Genomic DNA, 23,129 nt, shown 5'->3' on the forward strand with positions numbered 1-23,129 from the left:
TGCCTCGGCCATTCAGGCGGCCTTGGGTTGCAACTTGCTCAAGTGCAGGGCCACCAGCAACGCCACCGCCAGCAGGCTGCCGATAAACAAGCCGATCCCGTTCCACCCCCATTGGTGCCAGAACACGCCACCGGCCGTCCCGGCGACGCTGGAGCCTGCGTAGTAGCTGAACAGGTACAGCGACGAAGCCTGCCCCTTGGCCTTCAGCGCCCGGCGTCCGATCCAGCTGCTGGCCACCGAATGCGCCCCGAAGAAACCAAAGGTGAACACCAGCATGCCAACGATCACCAGCGCCAGCGGGGTCGCCAGGGTCATCAGCAGGCCGCCCGCCATTACCACGATACTGGCCCAGAACACCTTGCGCCGGCCCAGCTTGTCGGCCAATGCGCCGACCTGCGCCGAGCTGTAGATACCCGACAGGTACACCACCGACAGCAAGCCGACCAGCGCCTGATTCATGTGGTAAGGCTCGGCCAGCAGGCGGTAGCCGATGTAGTTGAACAGGGTGACGAAGGCACCCATCAGCAAGAAGGCCTCGAGGAACAACCAAGGCAGCCCGGCATCCTTGAAGTGCATGACGAAACCGTCCAGCAGGCTACGCGGGCTCATCAGCCGAGGGCGGAAGTTGCGCGACTCCGGCAGTACCTTCCAGAACACCAGCGCCGCCACCAGGGCCAGGCCGCCGATGGTCAGCATCGCCGTGTGCCAGCTGACGAAGTCGATCAGTACCCCGGTAATCAGCCGCCCGCTCATCCCACCGATGGCATTGCCGCCGATGTACAGGCCCATGGCGAGGCCGATGTGCTGCGGGTGGATTTCTTCGCTCAGGTAGGTCATTGCCACCGCCGCCAGGCCGCTCAGGGACAGGCCCACCAGGGCGCGAGTGGCCAGCACCAGTTCCCAGCTCGGCATCACCGCGCTGGCCAAGGTCGACAGGGCGGCGCAGACCAGGGCAAAGACCATCACCGGCTTGCGGCCGATGCGGTCGGATATCGGGCCGGTGATCAAAAGGCCGAAGGCCAGCATCGCAGTCGACACCGAAAGCACCAGGCTGCTCTGCGCCGCATTGATGGAAAACTCCTTCGACAGCAGCGGCATCATCGGCTGTACGCAATACAGCAGGGCGAACGTGGCGAAGCCGCCGCTGAACAGGGCCAGCACGGTCTTCATGAAGGCGGGGGTGCCTTTTTCGATCCACATGTCGTTCAGGGGGGCAGGTTCTGGGCTACTAAGGGGGGCTACGGCAGTTTTCACGGGCGGTACCTCTGACGCAATGAAAAAAGCATATAGCTGGCTAATGATTAGATCCAATATATTGTTCGACCTATTTAAGATGTTTAACGACCTAATCGGACCTGATCATGGAACTGCGCCATTTGCGTTACTTCATCGCCGTTGCCGAAGAGCTGCACTTCGGCCGGGCGGCCCAGCAACTGGGCATCTCCCAACCGCCCTTGAGCCAGCAGATCCAGGCGCTGGAGCAGGAGCTGGGCGCCCGTCTGTTCGAGCGGACCAATCGTCGGGTCGAGCTGAGCGAGGCTGGCCGGCTGTTCCTTGAAGAAGCGCGCCAGGTGCTGGCGCAGGTGGAAAAGGCCGCCGATGTGGCCCGGCGTGCACAGTTGGGTGAACTGGGCGAGATGAAGATTGGCTTCACCTCTTCGGCGCCGTTCACCTCGAAGATCCCCAAGGCCATTCATGCCTTTCGCCAACGCTTCCCCGCCGTGCACCTCAACCTCAAGGAAATGAGTAGCCGGGACGTCGCCGAAGGGGTGTTCGACGAAACCATCGAGGTCGGGCTGATGCGGCCGATGCCGTTGCCGGAAGGGCTGGTCGCCACCGAGCTGTTTCGCGAGCCGCTGGTGGCGGTGATCAATGCCTCGCACCCATTGGCCAAAGGCACGGAAGAGGGCGTGCACATGGCTGCCCTGGCCCCTGAACCGTTCGTGTTCTTCCCGCGCAGCTATGGCAGCGGGTTGCATGCACAGTTGTTGAGCCTGGCGCGCCAAGCCGGGTTCAGCCCACATTTCGCCCAGGAAGCGGGGGAAGCGATGACCATCATCGGCCTGGTATCGGCGGGGCTTGGGGTCTCGGTGCTGCCAGCATCGTTCCAGCGCATGCGCATCGAAGGCGTGGTGTACCGCACGCTGCTGGATGAAGAGGCGATGTCGGCGGTGTGGCTGGTGCAGCGTGAGCGCGGGGGTTCGGCGATGGCGCGTGCGTTTGCCGAATTGCTGACGGGACTCATGGCGGGGCAGGGGTGATGTTTCTGGGTGGTGCTGGCGAATGGGCAAATGGCACTGGTCATTGCCGCTGAGCCGCCACATACTCGGGCATTCGTTGATACACGGAGGTCAATCATGCGGCGCGTGGTGTTCAATCAGAAGGGTGGCGTGGGCAAGTCGAGCATCGCTTGCAACCTGGCGGCTGTGAGTGCCAGCGAAGGTTATCGGACCTTGCTGATCGACCTGGATGCCCAGGCCAACTCGACCCAGTACCTGACCGGCCTGACTGGCGACGATATCCCCATGGGGATCGCCGATTTCTTCAAGCAGAGCTTGTCCAGCGGGCCATTCAGCAAGAAGAACAAGGTCGATATCTACGAAACTCCGTTCGATAACCTGCATGTGGTAACTGCCACGGCGGAGCTGGCCGACCTTCAGCCCAAGCTGGAAGCCAAACATAAGATCAACAAGCTGCGTAAGTTGCTCGATGAGCTGGACGAGGATTACGAGCGGATTTACATCGACACGCCGCCGGCGCTCAATTTCTATGCGGTTTCCGCATTGATCGCCGCTGATCGTGTACTGATCCCCTTCGACTGCGACAGTTTCTCGCGTCAGGCGCTGTACGGCCTGCTGGCCGAAATCGAAGAACTCAAGGACGACCACAACGAAGAGCTGCTGGTCGAAGGCATCGTGGTCAACCAGTTCCAGTCCCGCGCCAGCCTGCCGCAGCAGATGCTTGACGAGCTGCTGGCCGAAGGGCTGCCGGTGCTACCGGTGTACCTGGGCAGCTCGGTGAAGATGCGCGAGTCGCACCACGCCAGCCTGCCGCTGATTCACCTGGAGCCACGGCACAAGCTGACGCAGCAGTTTGTCGAGTTGCACTCGCTGCTCGAAGAGAACGCTTAAACCCCCTGGCTACGCAACCACTCCAGCAACGACTGCAGCGGAAACGCCCCGGCCTGGCGGCTGATTTCGCGGCCGTTCCTGAACAGGATCAGGCTGGGAATCGAGCGAATGCCCAGTTGCCCGGCGAGGTTGCGATTGGCTTCGCTGTCGAGCTTGGCCAGGCGGCAGCGGCCGCTGAGTTGGCGGGCGGCCTGTTCGAAGGTCGGAGCAAAGGACTTGCATGGGCCGCACCAGTCGGCCCAGACATCGATCAGCAGCGGCAGATCGCCCTTGATCTGGCTGGTGTAGTTGGCTTCGCTGAGTTCGAAGGGCTGGCTCAGCAGCACATCCTGTTTGCAGCGGCCGCATTTCGGCGCGTCGCCCAGGCGCGCTGCCGGCAGGCGGTTTAGGCCGTTGCAGTGGGGGCAGGGGATGACCAATGGGTCGGACATGTTGGCTCCTTGAGATTATGAAGAGCAGCTGATTTCCAGGTGCTTGCCCCACTCAGGCGGGCGCTCGGCATAAGCCTGCATGCCGGCTTGCTCCTCGAACGGCCGGCTCAAAACCTGATGCAGGCGGCGCACTTCACTGTAATCCTCCGCTTCGGCCGCTTCGATGGCCTTCTGTGCCAGGTAGTTGCGCAGCACGTACAGCGGGTTCACCGCATGCATCCGCTCACGGCGGCCTTCGGCATTAGCGGTCTCGCGCTCGCAGCGGGCCAGGTAATCCGCGCCCCAGGCATCGAAGCCGGCAAGGTCGATGAAGTCATCGCGTACCACCTTCAGCGCTTCGGCGACAGGCTGGTCACCCAGCTTGCGGAAGAACAGGTTGTAGTCCACGCCGCCGCTCTGCATGCGCTGCAGCAGGCGCTCGACCAACGCCATGTCGTCTTCCTCGGCGGTGGTCAGGCCCAGGCGCCGACGCATCAGGTCGAGGTAGTGTGCCTGATACAGCGGCAGGAACAGGCCCAGCGCTTCCTTCAGCGGTTCCACCTCGATCACCGTGGTCAGGGCCTGGGCCAGGGCGCTGAGGTTCCAGTGGGCGATCGGCACCTGGTTGGCATAGCTGTAGCGGCCACGGTCATCGGAGTGGTTGCAGATGAAGTTGGCGTCGAAATCGTCGAGGAAGGCGTAAGGGCCGAAATCGAAGGTGATGCCGAGTATCGACATGTTGTCGGTGTTCATCACCCCGTGGCAGAAGCCATAGGCTTGCCAGCGGGCGATCAGCTCGGCGTTGCGCTCGACGATGGTGCGGAACATGGCGAGGTAAGGCTGCTCGGCATCGCGGCATTCGCTGTAGTGCTGCTCCAGCACGTGGTCAAGCAGTACGCGTTGCTGTTCCGGTTGCTTGGTGTAGTAGAAGTACTCGAAATGCCCGAAACGCACATGGCTCTGCGCCAGGCGAGTGAGCATTGCCGCGTTCTCGCGGGTTTCGCGCCACACCGGGGTGCTTGAGCCGATCACGCACAGTGCCCGGCTGGTGGGGATGCCCAGCGCGTGCAGGGCCTCTGAAGCGAGGAACTCGCGGATTGACGAGCGTAGCACGGCGCGGCCGTCGCCCATGCGTGAATAGGGCGTCTGGCCGGCGCCCTTGAGATGCAGGTCCCAGTGCTCGCCCTGGTCATTCAGCACTTCGGCCAGCAGCAGGCCGCGGCCATCCCCCAGGCGCGGGTTGTAGGAGCCGAACTGATGGCCGGAATAGACCATCGCCCGCGGGTCGGCCTCTTGCCATAGCTTGTGCCCGCTGAAAAGCTCGGCAAACAGCGGCAGATCGGCCTGGTCCGGGGCAAGGTCGAGCAGGCCCATGGCCGCCTCGCTCGCCACCACCAGGCGCGGCTCGGCGATCGGCTCGGGCAGGACCTGCGTGGAGAACGCATCGCCCAGGCGGGCGAAGCGGTTGTCGAAGGTGAGTTGGTCGAGGGCTTTCACGGGCTGCTCCTGAGATTCAGCACAGAATAAAGCATTCGAGCCCACTCAGGCCGGTGCAGTGCCATCCGGTTTAGGTTGCTCCGTCGGGATCAGCTGCTGCTTGCCGCCTTTCGGGTCCATCAGGAACACCTCGACCTGGCGTACCGAGATCTTGATGTTGTGGGCCTTGAACTCGCGGTTGATGTAGCGATTGATCTCGTCCAGCGTCGGGTTGCGGTCACCCAGGTCACGAACGTGCATGCGCAGTTCGTGGTCCAGCGAGCTCTCGCCGAAGTTCAGGAAGTACACGATCGGTTCCGGGTCCTTGAGTACTCGCGGGTTCTCGTGGGCACCCTTGAGCAGCAGGTCGCGTACCAGGTCGAGGTCAGAGCCATAGTCGATGCCCAGCTTCAGCGTCACCCGCGTGACCGTGTCGGTCAGCGACCAGTTGATCAGCTGGCCGGTGATGAAGGTCTTGTTGGGGACGATGATGTCCTTGCGGTCGAAGTCGGTGATGGTGGTGGCGCGGATGCGGATCTTGCTCACGGTGCCGGACAGGTTGCCGATGGTAATGGTGTCGCCGATCCGCACGGGGCGCTCGAACAGGATCATGATGCCGGAGATGAAGTTGGCGAAGATCTCCTGCATGCCGAAGCCCAGGCCCACCGACAGCGCTGCTACCAGCCACTGCAGCTTGTCCCAGCTCACCCCGAGGGTCGACAGGGTACTGACGATGCCGACACCGACGATGGTGTACGACAGCAGCGTGGTGGTGGCGTAGGCGCTGCCCTGGGCCAGGTTCAGGCGCGACAGCACCAGCACTTCCAGCAGGCCCGGCAAGTTGCCCGCCAGGGCGAAGGTGATGCCGACGATCACCAGCGCTCCGAGCAGGTCGCCGAGGCTGATCGGCACCATGCTGGCGGCGGCCCCGGTACCGCTGGTGTACTCGTACAGCACAAAGTTGTTGAGGTAGGCAAATACCGAGATCAGGTCCGACCAGACCCAGTACAGGCCAGCGATGAAACCGCCGAGCAGGGCCAGGCGGATCAGGCGCAGCGACTGCTGGTTGACCTGTTCGATGTCCAGGGTCGGCTCTTCGGTGATGACTTCGCCATCCAGCCCTTCCTTGGCCGCCTGGCGCTTGCTCAGCGCGCGCTGGTAGGCCAGGCGCCGCGCAGCGACCGACAGGCCACGGACAAAGGCGGCTTCGATCACCAGCCAGAACAGCAGCAGGTAGAGGGTATAGATCAGCCGGTCGGTCAGTTTCAGTGCGGTGTAGTAGTAGCCGAAGCACACGGCCACGAACAGCGCGATCGGCAGTGCGGTGAAGGCCACCCCGACAGCCCTGCGGAACAGCGACGTGTCGCGGTGCGCCGGGCTGCTCAGCAGCAGACGGCTGAGCAGCCAGGCCATCAGCGCGTAGCAGGTCAGTACCACGCCGATGCCGAGCACGTCGTCGGCCAGGGCCGAAGGCTGGTGCTCGGCAACTGCCACCACGCCAACCAGCGCCAGCACCACGGTGCCCAACCGGCGTACCCAGCCGCGCAGGAATTCGACCTGCGGTTTGTGCCAGCGGAAGTGGACTTCCGCCACGCCGCCAGGCGCGAGGATGCGGTAGGCGGTGTAGAACACCAGCCAGGCCTGGGCCAGTTGCCACAACGCCGCGCCGAGGTTGGCGTTCTGCCCGCGGGCGTCGATCTGCAGGGCATAGCTGCACAGCGCCAGGCCCAGGCTCACTGGCATCGCCAGGAGGATGTTGATCAGGATGGCCTGGGGGGTGTGCCACTGGCTGTCACGGCGGAAGTGGCCGATGTCCTGGTGCACCTTGCCCAGCCGTTGGTAGAGGTACTTGCGCCGCCACAGCAGGGCGCCGATCGCCAGCAGCAGGGGCAGGAACAGCAGCGGCCGCTGGCCCAGGCCGTCGGCCAGCTCCTTGAAGCCCGAGCCCCAGGGCAGGCTGGCAACCTGTTCGGGGAAGCGTTCCGGCACCAGGCGCAGCCAGTCCCAGTCCAGCGGCTTGTTGCTGGGGATCCAGAACATCTGCTCGTCGAGGGTGTTGCGCAGGCCCTGGGCGGTACCCAGCAGCTGCTTCTGGTTGAGCTGCAGGGTGATCGATTCGTTGAGCAGCGCCGACAGCTCGCGATTCAGGCGTTCGAGCAGGTCGCTGCGGGTGATCGCCACTTCCAGCAGGGCCTTGCGCAGTTGCGGCGTAACGTCTTCCTGCGGCTGGCTGGCCAGCAGCTTGTCGACGTAAGTCACCGGGCTGCTCATCTGCTCGCGCTGCTGGTTGATCTCGAACTGGTAAAGGCGGATATCGGCGATCTGGTCGGCCAGGTCGCGGTCGAGCTTCAGGTGCGGCAGTGCTTGCTTCTGCTTGTAGAGGATCTTCGACAGCAGCAGGCTGCCCTTGAGCACGTTGATCTGCTCATCCAGTGCCTGGTCGGCCTGGGTCAGGCTGTCGAGCTGCTGCTTGGTGCGCAGGTTCTGCTGGGTCAGCTCGTTGAGGCGGTCGGTGCTTTTGAGCAGATAGTCGGAGAGCTTCAGGTTGGCCGCGCTCTCGGTGGCCAGCAGGCTGCTGCCGCCGGCCTTTTGCGCTTCGATCGACTGCTGGGTGACGGCCTCCTGGGACTGGGCCAGGCGTTTCTCGTTGATCAGCGTCTGCAGGTCCTGGATTTCCTGCTCCAGGCGCGCGGCGCGTTCGATCAGCAGGTCATGACGGGCGTTGCCCAGGTCTTGCAGCAGGCCGTTACCGGCCAGCTCCTGGCGACGTAGCAGGGTCAGCGCGTTGAGCGAGGCCAGTTCGGCATTGAGCTGGTTGCGCTGGTCAGCGTTGATCGGCTTGCCGCCGTCCTTGCCGCTCTTGAGGCTGCTGTTGATCTGCTGGGTGCGGGTCTGGTTGTTGCTGATCTCGGCCTGGGCCCGTTCGGGGCGGGTCTGCGAGTTGATGATCAGGCTGTTGGCTTCGGACAGCGCCTTTTGCAAATCTCCCTGCTGGGTGTTGCGTTCGCTGAGCATCTGCTCGAGCTGTGGCACGCTCAGGCTGGCATAGCGCTGGGCGACCGGCTGGGGCTTGCTTTCCTTGAGCTTGGCCAGTTCTTTCTGGCTTTCGCTGGTTTCCTTGGGGGCGCTGGCCAACTGCTGCTTGAGCGCGGCAAGCTTCTTCTCGCTGTCTTCCTTGCTGTTGAGCAGGTTCAAGGTCTGCTCGAGCACCTGCTGCAGGGCCTTCTGGTCGGCCTCGGGCAGCTTGCGCTCGGCGATCTTGTCGAGGCTGTTCTGGATGCTGGCGGTGGTCGGGGCTTCTGCCGCGTTGACCGCGAAAGAAATGGACAGGCACAACCCCAGCAGGGCTGTGCGAAGGTACACGCGCAGGGACATAGGCAGACTACTTGTGGATCAGGCAGAAACGGAGTTTAGAGGAACAATCCTGGTCCGGGTCGCGTTCCTTCGGGGAATCTGACGCCGACTTTCTGGATCTTGTTCCCGTCCATGGTCGCCACGGTCCAGATCGTGCCGTGCCATTCGACCTGGTCGCCTACTACTGGAGCGCCTCCGACCTTCTGTCGGATGAACTGCGCCAGCGGCATTTTCGCGTCCAGGCCGTCCAGTTTGAGGCCATAAAGTGCGGCCACCGCACCTAGCTCGGCATCGCCTTCGAGCACGAAGTCGCCAAAGAAACGCAGGTCCAGACCACGCTGCGGCGCCTGGCTGAACAGCTTGCCCAGCGCCGGAAGGTTATGTTCGTGGCCGATCACGCAGAGCATGTCGCCTACCTCCAGTACCGTACTGCCGGACGGGTGCAGCAGTTGTTCGCCCCGGAACAGTGCGGCGATACGCGTGCCTTCGGGCATCTTGAGCTCGCGCAGGGCGGCGCCAATGCACCACTTTTCCGCACCCAGGCGGTAGACGAACAGCTCCCACTCGCTGGTGACGTGCACTTCCAGCGCAGAGCGCGAGATCGGTGCCGGGTCCGGCGGTACGGTGACTTTGAGCAGCTTGGCCATCCACGGCAGGCTGGTGCCCTGCACCAGCAGCGACACCAGTACGATGAAGAACGCCAGGTTGAAGAACAGCTGGGCGTCCGGCAGCCCGGCCATCAGCGGAAACACCGCCAGAATGATCGGTACCGCGCCACGCAGGCCGACCCAGGAAATGAAGCCTTTCTCGCGGCCGTGGAAGGCTTTGAACGGCAGCAGTGCGGCAACCACCGACAATGGTCGCGCCACCAGGATCATCCACAACGCCAGGCCCAGCGCCGGCAGGGCGATCGGCAGCAGGTCATGGGGCGTGACCAGCAGCCCCAGCACCAGGAACATGCCGATCTGGGCCAGCCAGGCCATGCCGTCGAGCATGTGCAGGATGCCGTGGCGGCTGCGGATCGGCTTGTTGCCCAGCACCAGGCCGCACAGGTACACGGCGAGGAAGCCACTGCCGTGCAGGGCGTTGGTCAGCGAGAACACCACCAGGCCGCCGGCGACCACCAGGATCGGGTACAGCCCGCCGGCTAGGTTGATGCGGTTGACCAGCTGCAGCATCAGCCAGCCGCCACCCAAGCCAAGCAGGCCGCCGATACCGAACTCGCGCAGCAAGTGGCCCAGCAGGCTCCAGTGCAAGCCAGTCTGGCCGCTGGCGATCATGTCGATCAGGGTGACGGTGAGGAACACGGCCATCGGGTCGTTGCTGCCCGATTCGATTTCCAGCGTGGCGGTAACCCGCTCGTTCAGGCCTTTGCCGCCGAGCAGCGAAAATACCGCGGCGGCGTCGGTGGAGCCGACGATGGCGCCGATCAGCAGGCCTTGGATCAGGCTCAGGTTGAACAGCCAGGCAGCTACCATGCCGGTGAGTGCGGTGGTGATCATCACGCCGACGGTGGCCAGCGAAAGCGCCGGCCACAGTGCCACGCGGAAGCTCGCCACCCGCGTGCGCAGGCCACCGTCAAGGAGGATCACGGCCAATGCCAGGTTGCCCACCAGGTAGGCGGTCGGGTAGTTGTTGAAGATGATGCCGCCACCATCGACACCGGCGACCATGCCGACGGCGAGGATGATGACCAGAATGGGGATGCCCAGGCGCGATGACAGCGAGCTGACCAGGATACTTGCGCCCACCAGCAATGCGCCGATCAAGAACAGGCTGTTGATGGTGCTTGCATCCAAAGGCAGGTACTCCGGGATATCGCGGGAAGGGGGCTTGGCGCCTTGACTTGGCAAGTCGCGTGCCAACTGATTCTAACCTGATGAATTGGCAGGCTGTAAAGCGTTTCTGCAGATGAAAAAAAGGCACCGCGGAGGGTGCCTTTTTCTGATGTTGCCTGGGTGGGCCCTTTCGCGGCTGAAGCCGCTCCTACAGTCACCGCGCGGTCCTTGTGGGAGCGGCTTTAGCCGCGAAGGGGCCGGTGCGGGCTTACGCCTGCTTCACTTCACGCATTGGCTTGCCTTTTACCGGTGCACCATTGGCCACATAGTACTTGGCGGTGCTGCGCGGCAGCGGCTTGCGGTTGCGGATCTTGTCCGAGATCTTCTCGGCGATCATGATCGTGGTGGCGTTGAGGTTGCCGGTGATGATGATCGGCATGATCGACGCATCGACCACACGCAGGCCCTTCATGCCATGCACGCGGCCTTCGCCGTCGACCACGGCCATCTCGTCGGTGCCCATCTTGCACGAGCAGGACGGGTGGAAGGCGGTTTCGGCGTGTTCGCGGATGAACTTGTCCAGCTCTTCATCCGTCTGCACGTGCTCGCCCGGGCTGATCTCGCGACCGCGGTACGGGTCCAGCGCCGGCTGGGCCATGATTTCGCGGGTCAGGCGGATGCCGTCACGGAACTCCTGCCAGTCCTGCTCGGTGGCCATGTAGTTGAACAGGATGCTCGGGTGCTGGCGCGGGTCCTTCGACTTGACCTGGATGCGGCCACGGCTTGGCGAGCGCATCGAGCCCATGTGCGCCTGGAAACCGTGTTCCTTCACGCCGTTGGAGCCGTTGTAGTTAATCGCGACCGGCAGGAAGTGATACTGAATGTTCGGCCATTCGAATTCAGGGCGGGTGCGGATGAAACCACCGGCCTCGAACTGGTTGCTGGCGCCGATACCGGTACCCTTGAACATCCACTCGGCGCCGATGGCCGGCTGGTTCCACCACAGCAGCGAGGGGTACAGCGACACTGGCTGGGTGCAAGCGTACTGCAGGTACAGCTCAAGGTGGTCCTGCAGGTTTTCGCCGACGCCTGGCAGGTCGTGCACCACCGGGATGTCGAGGCTTTCCAGCAGGGCGCGCGGGCCAACGCCGGAACGCTGCAGCAGCTGCGGCGAAGCAATGGCGCCGGAGCTTACGATCACTTCCTTGCGGGCGCGGGCTTCGACGCGCTCTTCGCTGTCGCCGACCAGGTAAGTCACGCCAATGGCGCGCTTGCCGTCGAACAGCACGCGGTCAGTGAGGGCGTGAGTGACGATGGTCAGGTTCGGGCGCTTCTTGGCCTGATCCAGGTAGCCACGGGCGGTGCTGGAACGACGGCCCTGCTTGGTTACGGTGCGGTCCATCGGACCGAAGCCTTCCTGCTGGTAGCCGTTGAGGTCCTCGGTGCGCGGGTAGCCGGCCTGCACGCCAGCTTCGACCATGGCGTGGAACAGCGGGTTGTTACCAGCCTTTGGCGTGGTCACGCTGACCGGGCCTTCGCCGCCGTGATAGTCGTTCGGGCCGATGTCGCGCGTTTCGGCCTTGCGGAAGTACGGCAGGCAGTCGAGGTAGGTCCAGTCTTCCAGGCCTGGCAGTTTCGCCCAGCCGTCGAAGTCCATGGCGTTACCACGGATGTAGCACATGCCGTTGATCAGCGACGAGCCACCCAGGCCCTTGCCACGGCCACATTCCATGCGGCGGCCGTTCATGTGCGGCTCCGGGTCGGTCTCGTAGGCCCAGTTGTAGCGACGGCCCTGCAGCGGGAAGGCCAGGGCGGCCGGCATCTGGGTGCGGAAGTCGAAGCGGTAGTCGGGGCCACCGGCTTCCAGCAGCAGTACGGTGACGCCGGCGTCTTCGGTCAGGCGAGTCGCCAGGGTGTTACCGGCGGAGCCTGCTCCGACGATGATGTAATCGAATTCTTGGGACATGAAAGTACCCTCGTGTTGGCGGTGATCAGGGAGCGGAAACGCCCGTGCGGTGGCAACGGGCGTGGCTGGACAGGGCCTTAGAAGACCGAGTTGTAGCCGCCCAGCTCGACCTGGACCGACTTGATGCGAGTGTATTGAGCCAGCGAGCTGACGCCGTTCTCACGGCCGACGCCCGACTGCTTGTAGCCGCCAACCGGCATTTCGGCTGGCGATTCGCCCCAGGCATTGATCCAGCAGATACCGGCTTCCAGCTGGTGGATGATGCGGTGGGCGCGGGAGATGTCGTTGGTGCAGACACCGGCGGCCAGGCCGTAGTCGGTGTCGTTGGCACGGCGGATGACTTCTTCTTCGGTTTCGTAGGTGAGGATGCTCATCACCGGGCCGAAGATCTCTTCCTTGACGATGGTCATGTCATCGGTGCAATCGGTGAATACGGTCGGGGCCACGAAGGCGCCTTTGGCGAAATCACCGGCAGTCAGACGCTCGCCGCCGCACAGCACGCGGGCACCTTCTTCTTTACCTTTGGCGATGTAGCCGAGCACGCTTTCCATGTGCTGGAAGCTGACCAGCGGGCCAAAGTTGGTGTTCTCGTCTTCCGGGTTGCCAACGCGGATGCGGGCAACGCGCTCGGCGATCTTGGCTTCGAAGGCTGCTTTCATTGCCGCCGGGATGAACACGCGAGTGCCGTTGGTGCAGACCTGACCGGAGCTGTAGAAGTTGGCCATCATGGCGATGTCGGCGGCCTTGTCCAGGTCGGCGTCGGCGCAGATGATCAGTGGCGACTTGCCGCCCAGTTCCATGGTGACTTCCTTGAGCGACGAGCTCGAGGCGCTGGCCATGACCTTCTTGCCGGTGGTGGTGCCGCCGGTGAAGGAGACTTTCTCGATGCGTGGGTGCTCGGTCAGCCAGGTGCCGACTTCGCGGCCGCTGCCGGTCAGGACGTTGAACACGCCATTCGGCAGGCCGGCTTCGGTGTAGATCTCGGCCAGTTTCAGGGTCGTCAGCGAAGTGACTTCCGAGGGCTTGAAGATCATCGCGTTGCCAGCGGCCAGGGCCGGGGCGGATTTCCACAGGGCGATCTGGATCGGGTAGTTCCACGCGCCGATACCGACGGTCACGCCCAGCGGCTCGCGGCGGGTGTAGACGAAGGACGACTCGCGCAGGGGGATCTGCTCGCCTTCGATGGCCGGTACCAGGCCTGCGTAGTACTCCAGCACGTCGGCGCCGGTGACGATGTCGACGTAGCGGGTTTCCGAGTACGACTTGCCGGTGTCCAGGGTTTCCAGCATGGCCAGTTCATCGTTGCGCTCGCGCAGGATGTCGACGGCGCGGCGCAGGATGCGCGAACGCTGCATGGCGGTCATCGCGGCCCAGACCTTCTGGCCGCGCTCGGCGCTTTCCACCGCCTTCTCGACGTCGGCCTCGGTGGCACGTTGCACGTGGGCGAGGACTTCGCCGGTAGCCGGGTTGATGGCTTCGAAGGTGGCATCGCTGCCAGCGTCGACGTAAGCGCCATCAATGTAGAGTTTTTGCGTTCCGAAACGGGCCATAGTGTCCTCGCAAGTGCAGTGTGTGGTTGGCTGCGCGTCACGCTCCTGCCGGGTGGGCAAGGGCCGTGCGCGCTTGATCAGCGGCCTGGTCGTCTGTGTCCAGGGTGTGCTGTTTAGCCAGTTGTAGATCCATGTATTCGTATGCAATCCGTATCGCCTGGTCGGTGTCGAATGCATCTCCCGACAGGGCACCACGCAGCCACAGGCCGTCGATCAGGGCTGCCAGGCCGCGGGCTGCCTTGCGCGCATGGTAGAGCGGCAGGGCGCGGCGGAACTGGCAGCACAGGTTGGAATACAGGCGGTGATCGTTGATCCGCTGCAACCTGTGCAAATCGGGCTGGTGCATGCTGGAAGCCCAGAAGGCCAACCAGGTTTTCATTGCCGGGCCGTTCACCTGGCTGGCATCGAAGTTGCCCTCGATGATCACTTTCAGGTGGGCGCGCGGGCTGTCGTCCGTCAGTGCCTGGCGACGTGCTCTAACGCCTTCGTTGAGCATGTTCATGATGTAACCCATCGTCGCTGCGATCAGGCCGTTCTTGTCCCGAAAGTAGTGACTGATGATGCCGTTCGACACGCCGGCCAAACGGGCAATCAGCGCAATGCTGGCGTCACCCAGTCCGACCTGATCGACTGCCTGCAATGTGGCTTCGATCAACTGCTGGCGGCGGATGGGTTGCATACCGACCTTGGGCATCTTGCTATCTCCTCAGGCCTGCGAGCAGACGACAGGCGGCTGACTCGGCGAAGGCCAGTCTATTTTGTTTTGATTGAACGTTCAATCAATAAAGAATAAGCTCTGCGACAATTTGTGCCATTGACAGTCTTTCAGGCGGTCGAGAAGGCACGGATTGACACCCCAGGAAATCGCGTAACCCCCGGAATACAAGGCGTTGACGGGCATGAGCGAGGCGAAATGCAGATTCTGCCGTACGGTCACTGGCCTGCGACAGGCCCTTGGAGCGGGCGGGGTGATCTGTGACGAATGCGCGCACCTTAGTGGAGGGCGTGGCATTTGCAGCAGGCCACCTGTCTGTTTTTTGCAACGTATCGATTCGGGATCGCGGTTTCCAGGGTGCTTTTATAACACCTGATGCAGTGGCGGAATTCCACCAATTGCTCGGGAAAAGACTGATTAGCCTCCAAAGCCGTACTGCCCGGAGCATTCGTGCAATGAGTTCTGCCTCACTTACCAAGCCCCCCGCCGAGAGGGTCCGGGTCAACCGCGTGGTGTTCTTCACCTCCGCGCTGATGATCCTCGTTCTGACTGCCTTGTTGATCGCTGTACCTGAAACTGCCGGCCAGGTGCTGGGCGTAGCCCAGAAATGGCTGACCCGCACCTTCGGCTGGTACTACATGCTGGTGATCGGCGGTTACCTGCTGTTCGTCGTCTACCTGGCCTTCTCTGACTACGGCAAGCTCAAGCTTGGCGGCAAAGACGATCAGCCTGACTTCAGCTACGGCGCCTGGGCCGGCATGCTGTTCTCCTCGGGTATCGGCATTTCGCTGCTGTACTTCGGCGCGTCCGAGCCGCTGGACCACTACTTCAACCCGCCAGAGGGCACCTCTGCCAGCCTCGAAGCCGCGCGCCAGGGCCTGCAACTGACCTTCCTGCACTGGGGCCTGCATGGCTGGGCGATCTACGCCCTGGTCGGCCTGGCCGTGGGTTACTTCGCCTACCGCCACAATCAACCGTTGGCCCTGCGCTCGGCGCTTTACCCGCTGGTGGGTGAGCGCTGGGTCAAAGGCGCTGCGGGCAATGCCGTGGACATCTTCGGCATGTTCGTGACCCTGCTGGGCCTGGTGACCAACTTAGGCATCGGTTCGATGCAGGTGTCCTCCGGCCTGGAGTACCTGTTCGGCATGGACCACAGCAAGACCAACCTGCTGGTGGTGATCCTGGTGATGGCCGGCGTGGCCACCGTGGCGGCTGTATCGGGTGTGGAGAACGGCATTCGTCGCCTGTCCAACCTGAACATCATGCTGTTCAGTGGTCTGCTGATCTTCGTGCTGCTGGGCGGCGAAACCCTGCACCTGCTCAACGGCTTCGTGCAGAACATCGGCGACTACCTCAACGGTATCGTGCTGAAGACCTTCGACCTCTACGTATACGAAGGCGAAGCCGGCAAGTCCGAGCGCTGGCTGGGCCTGTGGACCGTGTTCTACTGGGCCTGGTGGATCTCCTGGGGCCCGTTCGTCGGCATGTTCATTGCCCGTATTTCCAAGGGCCGTACCGTGCGCCAGCTGGTTAGCGGCGTGCTGCTGATCCCGCTGGGCTTCACCCTGGCCTGGCTGTCGATCTTCGGCAACACCGCGCTGGACCTGGTCATCAACCAGGGCGCGGTCGAGCTGGGCAAGACCGCGCTTGAACAGCCTTCGATGTCGATCTACCAACTGCTGGAATACTTCCCGGCGGCCAAGATCGTGATCGGTGTGGCGGTATTCGTCGGCTTCGTGCTGTTCCTCACCCCGGCCGATTCCGGTGCGGTAATGATGGCCAACCTGTCGTGCACAGGCGGCAAGGTCGACGAAGACGCCCCGCATTGGATGGTGGTGTTCTGGTCGGTGGTCATCACCCTGGTCACCATCGGCTTGCTGTTCGCCGGTAACTTCGAAGCCATGCAGACCATGGTGGTGCTGGCCGGCCTGCCGTTCTCGGTAGTGCTGGTGCTGTTCATGTTCGGCCTGTACAAGGCCATGAAGCAGGACGTGGCCGTCGAGCATGAGCGTGCCGAGCTGGCCGCCCGTGGCCGCCGCGGCTTCTCCGAGCGCCTGACCCAGCTGGAATTGCAGCCGACCCAGGCCGTGGTCCAGCGCTTCATGGACAAGCACGTCAGCCCGGCGCTCAAAGAAGCCGCCGCGCAGTTGCAGACCTTGGGCTTCGAGGTGGAAACCCGCGTTGGCCAGTCACGCAACATGATGGGCTTGCGGGTGATGATGGACGAGGGCAACCCGTTCGTTTACGAAGTGAGCCTGGACGGCTACCTGGCCGCACCGAGCGAGGCGCCGGTGGAAGGCGAGCCGGAAGTGCGCCAGCGCTTCTACCGTGCCGAGGTGTATCTGCACGATGGCAGCCAGGAGTACGACCTGATGGGCTTCGCGCCGGAGCAGATCGTGCGCGATGTGCTGGATCAGTTCGAAAGCCACCGGCAGCTGTTGGGGCGTGTCTACAGCTGACACCGTTGCGCTGAACTGAAGGCCTTGCTCTGCGGAGCAGGGCCTTTTTTGTACCCGAGCATTATGTAGCCCAGCCTTGCGAGAGGTTTGCAGCAGCCTGTCGGTTTTCACCAGAGGCCTGCGGCATGAACCCTTCAGACACGCCCACATTCGATTTCCAGCAGGCGGTTGCCACCCAGTTCGGCGATCGCCCAACCCTGCGCGAGGTCGCCAGCGAACACCTGCTCAAGACCTTGCTGGCGAAACTGCCCTGGCTGGCACGGGTGCATCCGGCCCTTTCCTCGGCCGACCCCCTGCTGCTGGACAGTCCCGACCCGGCGACGCCGTACTGGACCACGCAACCGCTGGTAGACCGCCTCTTGCAGGGCTTGCTGGATTCGACCCCGCTCGACCTCGAACCCTTGGGCGAGCGCCATCACAACCTCGGGCTCAGCGAGCCCTATCGGTTTCCAGGCTCACACCACCCGCTCGATACCCGGCAACTGAAGGGCCTGTCAGATGCGCTCAACGAGCTGCTGGCGCAGCTGCCGCAGTATTTCTGCGAGGCCCAGCTCGCCTACTGGAATGCCAAGGGCAGCGCGGGGGTCAGCCGCGATCAGTGGTTGCAGTTGCTGCTCAAGACCGCACTGCTGCGCGCGTTGCCTTTCCAAGGGCTGGATGTGCAGGAGCAGGCGTGCGTGCGCGGCCTGATCCGCGGTGGGCATGATCAGCCCGCGGCGTTTTTCGTGCGGGCGAGCATGGTCAGCGATGGCCGGGAATACGATGAGATGCAGGCCCATGTTCTGCTGCTCGCGGAGCTGGATGAGCGTCAGCTGGTGCTGTATTGCGCGCCTTCAGGCGAGGTGCGTGCGTTCGCTTCGCTGGCACTGTTCGGTCAGGCACTGCGCGATGACCTGGCCCAGCGCTACCGCTTCGAAAGCATGACCTGGCAGCGTCATCCTGTCGAAGGCAATGTGTTCGCCCAGCAGGTGGCTTTGCTGCTGGACGCGCTGTGCCACCGGGTAGAGCGGGCGCGCTGCCTGGGGCTGGCCGATGTCGGTGCGTTGGAGCAGCGCTATGCACAGCTGAGCGATGTGTCGCCGTGGTTCGTTCGCTATGAAAACGAAACGCCGGCGGTACGCCCGCCGCCGGGGCTGCTGGCCACTGCCGCGCAAAACAGTTTCGCTTGCAGCTCCGCGCTGCTCTCGCTGGCGCTGAACCAGCTCGATTCGCAGGGCAAGGGCGCGCTGGACGGCATCCAGACGCTCACGGATTTCGCCCGTGAACAGGTGAGCGCGCAGATGCGTAGTGACCATGCCGAGGACAGTTCGCCTGACGACCTGCTGCTCGACCTCTACCTTGCACGCGGCGTGCCTGGCGGCGCGGCAACCGGTGCCGGTGGTGGGGAGCCGCTGGTCTTCGTCGGCAGCAAGAGCCTGACCGCCTTTGCCATAGGCAACCTCGCATCGCTCAAGGGCGCGAGCATCGAAAACATCCGCCGTAGCGATGGCCGTGCAGCGCCGTCCTGGCTGACCGCCGATGCGGCGCGCACGTTGGTAAGCAAGACTGATATCGGCGGGCGCTATCCGGCCTATGTGGCCGCCCGCCTGGACGACCCTGGCGAGCGCAGTGTCCGTGTCGAGCAGCTGGGGCGGGAATGGCGCAGCGCCTTGCTGTCGGGCGCGGTCACTGCCAGGCTCGACGGCAAGGTGTCGGAGGCCGGGTTGCAGTGCGTGGTCGATTTCTGTGCTGGCCATGTCGATCTGTCGACCCCGCGGATGGCGCTGCTTCCTTTGGCGTTCAGACGAAGCAGCAGCTCGCAGGTCGAAGACCGGGTACGCGGCATGTATCTGCTGTACTGCGCAGAGCCGGCGTTGGTGCTGCTCTACCGTCCGCTGTATCGACGCGACACCGTTCGAGAATATGCCAACCTTGGCGCGTTGCTCGAACATGTGCGTGAATCGGCCCTGCTGCAGGACAGCATCCTCACCTGGCTGGCCCCGCAGGCGCGCGATACCTATGCCCATGGCGGTTTCCGCGAGCCCCATATCGTGCATGTCGGCATTGATCCCTATGTCGCGCTGCAGCGCCCGCAACCGGCAACGCTTGGCTTGCGCTTCTGGCGCAACCAGCTGGACGAACGCTTCTATCAGGCGAACCGTGACCTGCTCGTCGAGCTGGCGGACAGGCAATCGCTGTCCAATGCCGAGAACCGCTGGTCGACCCTGCTCGAAGGTGCTGGGCTTTTGTTCGACGTGGCGACCCTGGCACTGCGTGGTCCGATTGCCAGCGTGGCATGGTTGGCCCAGCTGCTGGTTGCCCTGCAGCATGACATCGACGCCCTTGAACAAGGCAGCGGTTTCGACCGCTCGGCAGCGGTCGTCGATCTGATGTTGAACATCAGCATGACATTGTTGCACGCCCTTCAGCCGAAGCTGGCGGCTGCACCTGGTGCCTGGCCGGATGCCTCGGCATTCGAAGGGCCGGCCCCACAGCGGGGGGCGTTCGCCGAATCGGCAATCGTGCCCCTGGAAAAGCCGCTGGCGCCTGCCCAGATGCCTTTGCCTGCGTTGCAGCTGGACTTTTCCTGGCGCGGCCAGCAGGGCTTCAACTGGCTGCCGAAGCACCAGCGGCAAGCGCTGCAGGCCATGCGCTCAGCGGTTTCGTTGGACGCTGTGAAGCCGATGACGATCGAAGGTCACGAGGAACTTTATCTGCTGGATAACCACCACTATGTTCGCCTGGCGGGGGAAACCTACCGGGTGGCGGTGTCGGCGGTGGGCGTGCGTGTCATCGACCCGAAGGGCGGGCATGGGCCCTGGCTTGCGTTTGTCGAGGGTGCATGGCGGCTCGACCCGGCGCTTCGCCTGGCTGGCGGGATGCGCGGTGCGGCTGGCCGTGAGCGGCTGGCATCGCGGTTCCGGAGCCTGCGCGACACCGTCACTGAGCTGGACAACCAGGTCGTTGCTGGCGCGGCACGCTTCAAGGAACTGGGCAACAGCGTATTGGCCAAGGAGACCGAGCTGCAGAAGCTCAAGACACTCAAGGCCAGCCTTGAGGAGAAGCAAGGGACCGAGGGGGCGCCTGACGCTCAGGCGCTGATCGGCATGTATGGGGAACGGATCGCCCAGCGGCAGGCGGAAGTCACCCGGCTGCGGGATGATTCGATACAGGTGCTGGAAGGCATGGTGCGTGCTGGCAGGCAAATGCTGCCCGCACTGACCACCCTGCAAGAGCCCAAATACGCCAACGCGCGCCGAGCGGCAGGGCTTGAAGGCGTGATCGCCAGCCATCGGGCCAATGTCTTGATCGACCAGATCCGCCACAACGACCTCATTTTTCACGAACTCTGGCAACTTACCGACTATCCGCGGCTTGCCCGTCTGCAAAAGAGCCTCGACGGGCTGCCCTTGGTGGAAGCTTCGGCGCTGTACCGGCAGTTCCGACAAAGGCTCGAGGTGGTCGTGGCGTATCAGGAACGCATGTTGCTGGCCCAGGAGCAGCTCGACGAACTGCTCAGCGATACGCCCGACGACCAGCTGATCAGCACAGCGCCGTCCGAGCCTCCCCGCACTGTCGGGCAGTTGAAAGCCGCACGCCCGTTCAGCACGGTTCAACTGCGCTTTCACCAGGTGCTGAACCTGGCAGACCTGGCCCTGCACCTCGACGATGCCACCGGGCAGAAGCGCCTGGCGCGCTACCGCGACGACCTGGCGGGGATGTCCCTGCGCAATGCAGCGCAGGTGCATGGCGAGCTCGACTTTGCCAACCTGTCCGCTGCGGACAGGATCGTTATCCTGCAAGAGGCTTGGGATGAATACAGCGCGGCACTGCTCAACAGCGGCCGCGTACGGGAGGAAGGTGGCACGCTGATCGAGCCGGCCATGCTCGATCGCTACCGGGAGCATGTCGGCAAGCTCAAGCTCGATGCGGGCGCCCGCCTGGTACAGGCCATCCGCGAACAGGACGGGGGCGGCACATCCGTCAGGGGATCGCCCTACGTGGTGGCCGATGTTCCCCAGCAGATGGTGCGCAACGCTGAGGGCCAGTTGCTGATCGGCACGCCCGTGACGGAGGGCGGTGAGGCGCTGCTCGAAGTGCGCGAGTCGGTCTCCGGGGAGCTATTGGCCACGTTCGAACAGGTGGGTGGCGATTGGCAACAGCGTGGCGAAAAGCTGCCTTCGCTCATCGATGAAGCGCCGTCGGCTGACCTGCCCCTGTGGGTACAGTCGTTGCTCGAGGATAGCGCCGGGGTGCGGGAAAAGGCCAGGTCCTACGTGGAAAACGACATCAAGGGTAATCTCCTGGCCCGGCTGTTCGACCGGCAGCTGGAAAAGCTGGAGCGGGCGGTCGGTATCGTCCGCGATGCCAACGGCAACGACGCACTGCTCAGGACGCTTGAGCGTGAAGCCGGCACGTTGCGGTCGGAAAGGAAACTGCGCTTGACCATGCTGTACACGAACACTCGCTACCCTACGGCCGAGGCGCTGCGCTTTCTGCATGCCGATGGGTTGATCGAGGTCCAGTATGGCGAGCGGCGCACCATGCAGGACGGCAGCGCGTTCGACGAATACCGCGTGCTGCTGCTGCTGCCGACCAAGCGCAAAATCTGGGCTGCGCACTTCCATTTCAATTCGCCTGATGATTTCCCGGAGGACTTCGTTTCCGGCCACTTGAAGACCTGGAGCCAGCGCCGCATGAGCAGCCGCCAGGCGGCCGAAGCAGGTCAGCGCCTGCACCGAGGCAGGCTGACGCTGGAGCAGGCCAGGGGAATCATTCCCTTCCATGGATCCCGTCGCTGAGCAGGGGCACCGCCCGCTGCGTCTGTGCTTCCCTGCACAGGCGCAGCCGCGGCCATGGGGGTGTCAGGAGACATTGGCCTCGAGCAAGTCAGTGCGAAACTCGGAGCTCTGGCGTATGACGTCAATGGCAACGCTGCACAGTTTCAAGGGTAACGACGCGTGTGCGATCACCACGCTCTGGCTGCGCAGCAGGCGATAACCGGAATGATCGTCGCAGTCGGTGGTGGCCGCCGGGCCGCGCTTTACCCGATAGAACACGATATCGGCAGCTCGTGCCCAGTTCACCCGGATGTCCCCGTTCGGCAGCCGTTCGGTGCTCACCTCAGCCTTGGGCCGGCCGGGTGGCAGCAGTTCGACTTCCAGGCTCAGGCTGTTGGCCATGAGCGCACGGGAGGGCAATTGCTCGGGTGATTGCACGCCGACCAGGCACAGGTAGTGTTTACCCGGCGTGGTGCCGATGGGGTCGTAGATGTTGGCCTCATCCGAGGAGATCGTCCCGCTGTAGCCGACCGGGTCCTCACAGGCGAGCGCATCGGTGCTGGACTTGTAGCGGTAGCGTGGCGTGTCGATCAGGAAGGCGAAGTCCCAGCGGGGCTGCTCTAGCGAGCCATCGGCCAAGGTTCTGGCCTTGGCGATAGTTTTGAAACCGCTGCCCTGCGGCGTGAGCTGAAAACCAGGCAGTAATTGGCAGGCGTCCAGCTCCAGGTCGGCCTGCCCGGCGCTGAAGCATCCCTGCACACGCTGGAGCGGGATGGCGCCGACCTCATCGTCATGCACGCTGTTGACCACACTGATCAGGCGCTGCGTGGCGCTGTCGATGACCGGGCTGCCGGAAGCGCCTTCATCGATGCCCTGGCAATCGTTGCGCCTGACGTTTCGCCACACCCAGTTGCCGACGCTGGAATGACTCTGCCAGCGCTCCGTGCAGCTGGACAGACGCAGCCCTTTGCCGAGGGAACTGGGTTCGCCGATGACCTGGACCCTGTTTGTCGATGTGGAGGATGGACCGAGCTTGACCGGCCTGATGCCTTTCGCCAGCAACTCGTCGAGCGTGGCATCCAGTTCCAGCAATGCCAGGTCGGCACCTTGCATGCTGCTCCAGACCGTTCGCTTCAAGGGCACGGTGAGGCGCTGGTCCTGGGTATCGGCAAAGTAATTGAACGCAATGCTGCCGGTCAGTGGCAGGTCGACGATGACTTTGCCATTGACGCCTCCTGCGCAGTGGCCGGCTGTCAGCAGGTAGGCGGGCCCAGTGGTGCCGAAGGTGGCGTCGCGGCTGTCCAGCAGGGTGCCGATGCACAGCCGGTTTCGCCAGGTGAGCCGGCCGACACCGGTCCACTGTGCGTTCTGGCCGGCACTGTTGTACAGGGTAAGCGGCGCTGTGGGCAGGGTGTCGTCGGCGTCAGCCAACTGGGTGAGCAGTATCAGGCCTAACGTCGCCAGACGCATTGATCGTTGCATATTCGTACCTCCTGAGCATGGAGGGACGAAGGGTGAGGGGGCTGGCGA

At 63.5% G+C, this 23,129-nt stretch carries 13 protein-coding genes; 4 read left to right on the forward strand and 9 right to left on the reverse strand.

The window, feature by feature from the left end; genetic code table 11:
- Nucleotides 1–12: 12 nt before the first annotated feature.
- Complete coding sequence (locus ACQKPS_RS10865; RefSeq protein ID WP_254482693.1) at nt 13–1,200, reverse strand: MFS transporter; 1,188 nt, start codon at nt 1,198–1,200, stop codon at nt 13–15.
- A 161-nt stretch (nt 1,201–1,361) separates the two neighbouring features.
- Here ACQKPS_RS10865 and ACQKPS_RS10870 point away from each other — a divergent pair, with 161 nt between their 5' ends.
- Nucleotides 1,362–2,261, forward strand: a complete 900-nt coding sequence (locus ACQKPS_RS10870) for a LysR family transcriptional regulator (RefSeq protein WP_254482694.1) — start codon at nt 1,362–1,364, stop codon at nt 2,259–2,261.
- 96 nt (nt 2,262–2,357) lie between these two features.
- Nucleotides 2,358–3,131: a ParA family protein gene (locus tag ACQKPS_RS10875; RefSeq protein ID WP_254482696.1), complete on the forward strand. Its 774-nt coding sequence runs from the start codon at nt 2,358–2,360 to the stop codon at nt 3,129–3,131.
- Here the strand turns inward: ACQKPS_RS10875 and trxC are convergent.
- The 7 genes from trxC to betI all read right to left on the reverse strand — a co-directional run bounded on the left by trxC (nt 3,128) and on the right by betI (nt 14,359).
- A complete protein-coding gene (gene trxC / locus ACQKPS_RS10880) occupies nt 3,128–3,562 on the reverse strand; it encodes a thioredoxin TrxC (protein WP_254482698.1) in 435 nt (144 codons plus the stop codon). The genes ACQKPS_RS10875 and trxC overlap by 4 nt on opposite strands.
- A gap of 15 nt (nt 3,563–3,577) precedes the next feature.
- Entirely contained in the window at nt 3,578–5,038 is a 1,461-nt protein-coding gene (selO, locus tag ACQKPS_RS10885; RefSeq protein WP_254482700.1) for a protein adenylyltransferase SelO, read from the reverse strand.
- Between the two features lie 45 nt (nt 5,039–5,083).
- Nucleotides 5,084–8,392 (reverse strand): mechanosensitive channel MscK, encoded by a 3,309-nt coding sequence (mscK, locus tag ACQKPS_RS10890; RefSeq protein ID WP_254482702.1) that lies wholly within the window; start codon nt 8,390–8,392, stop codon nt 5,084–5,086.
- Between the two features lie 35 nt (nt 8,393–8,427).
- The gene (locus tag ACQKPS_RS10895; RefSeq protein WP_060509850.1) at nt 8,428–10,170 is read right to left on the reverse strand and encodes a potassium/proton antiporter; all 1,743 of its coding nucleotides are present in this window, start codon (nt 10,168–10,170) and stop codon (nt 8,428–8,430) included.
- A 247-nt stretch (nt 10,171–10,417) separates the two neighbouring features.
- Entirely contained in the window at nt 10,418–12,115 is a 1,698-nt protein-coding gene (gene betA, locus ACQKPS_RS10900) for a choline dehydrogenase (RefSeq protein ID WP_176508129.1), read from the reverse strand.
- 77 nt (nt 12,116–12,192) lie between these two features.
- Nucleotides 12,193–13,665, reverse strand: coding sequence for a betaine-aldehyde dehydrogenase (betB, locus tag ACQKPS_RS10905; protein ID WP_054884242.1), 1,473 nt, complete (start codon nt 13,663–13,665; stop codon nt 12,193–12,195).
- Nucleotides 13,666–13,702: 37 nt separating this feature from the next.
- Complete coding sequence (betI, locus tag ACQKPS_RS10910; protein WP_176508131.1) at nt 13,703–14,359, reverse strand: transcriptional regulator BetI; 657 nt, start codon at nt 14,357–14,359, stop codon at nt 13,703–13,705.
- Nucleotides 14,360–14,892: 533 nt separating this feature from the next.
- On the opposite strand from betI, the gene ACQKPS_RS10915 reads away from it, so the two are divergent.
- Nucleotides 14,893–16,839: a BCCT family transporter gene (locus ACQKPS_RS10915; protein WP_254485516.1), complete on the forward strand. Its 1,947-nt coding sequence runs from the start codon at nt 14,893–14,895 to the stop codon at nt 16,837–16,839.
- A gap of 125 nt (nt 16,840–16,964) precedes the next feature.
- A complete protein-coding gene (locus tag ACQKPS_RS10920; RefSeq protein WP_427604007.1) occupies nt 16,965–21,620 on the forward strand; it encodes a hypothetical protein in 4,656 nt (1,551 codons plus the stop codon).
- A 63-nt stretch (nt 21,621–21,683) separates the two neighbouring features.
- Here the strand turns inward: ACQKPS_RS10920 and ACQKPS_RS10925 are convergent, their stop codons facing one another.
- Nucleotides 21,684–23,081 (reverse strand): trypsin-like peptidase domain-containing protein, encoded by a 1,398-nt coding sequence (locus tag ACQKPS_RS10925; RefSeq protein WP_427604009.1) that lies wholly within the window; start codon nt 23,079–23,081, stop codon nt 21,684–21,686.
- Nucleotides 23,082–23,129: the final 48 nt, after the last annotated feature.

Source organism: Pseudomonas sp. NPDC086566 (assembly GCF_050280885.1).
Taxonomy (GTDB): domain Bacteria; phylum Pseudomonadota; class Gammaproteobacteria; order Pseudomonadales; family Pseudomonadaceae; genus Aquipseudomonas; species Aquipseudomonas vlassakiae.

What these genes read in the sequence shown, in the direction of transcription:
- ACQKPS_RS10865 (WP_254482693.1), bottom strand. Translation starts at nt 1,200, where the DNA reads ATGTGGATCGAAAAAGGCACCCCCGCCTTCATGAAGACCGTGCTGGCC.
- ACQKPS_RS10870 (WP_254482694.1), top strand. Translation starts at nt 1,362, where the DNA reads ATGGAACTGCGCCATTTGCGTTACTTCATCGCCGTTGCCGAAGAGCTG.
- ACQKPS_RS10875 (WP_254482696.1), top strand. Translation starts at nt 2,358, where the DNA reads ATGCGGCGCGTGGTGTTCAATCAGAAGGGTGGCGTGGGCAAGTCGAGC.
- trxC (WP_254482698.1), bottom strand. Translation starts at nt 3,562, where the DNA reads ATGTCCGACCCATTGGTCATCCCCTGCCCCCACTGCAACGGCCTAAAC.
- mscK (WP_254482702.1), bottom strand. Translation starts at nt 8,392, where the DNA reads ATGTCCCTGCGCGTGTACCTTCGCACAGCCCTGCTGGGGTTGTGCCTG.
- betA (WP_176508129.1), bottom strand. Translation starts at nt 12,115, where the DNA reads ATGTCCCAAGAATTCGATTACATCATCGTCGGAGCAGGCTCCGCCGGT.
- betB (WP_054884242.1), bottom strand. Translation starts at nt 13,665, where the DNA reads ATGGCCCGTTTCGGAACGCAAAAACTCTACATTGATGGCGCTTACGTC.
- betI (WP_176508131.1), bottom strand. Translation starts at nt 14,359, where the DNA reads ATGCCCAAGGTCGGTATGCAACCCATCCGCCGCCAGCAGTTGATCGAA.
- ACQKPS_RS10920 (WP_427604007.1), top strand. Translation starts at nt 16,965, where the DNA reads ATGAACCCTTCAGACACGCCCACATTCGATTTCCAGCAGGCGGTTGCC.
- ACQKPS_RS10925 (WP_427604009.1), bottom strand. Translation starts at nt 23,081, where the DNA reads ATGCAACGATCAATGCGTCTGGCGACGTTAGGCCTGATACTGCTCACC.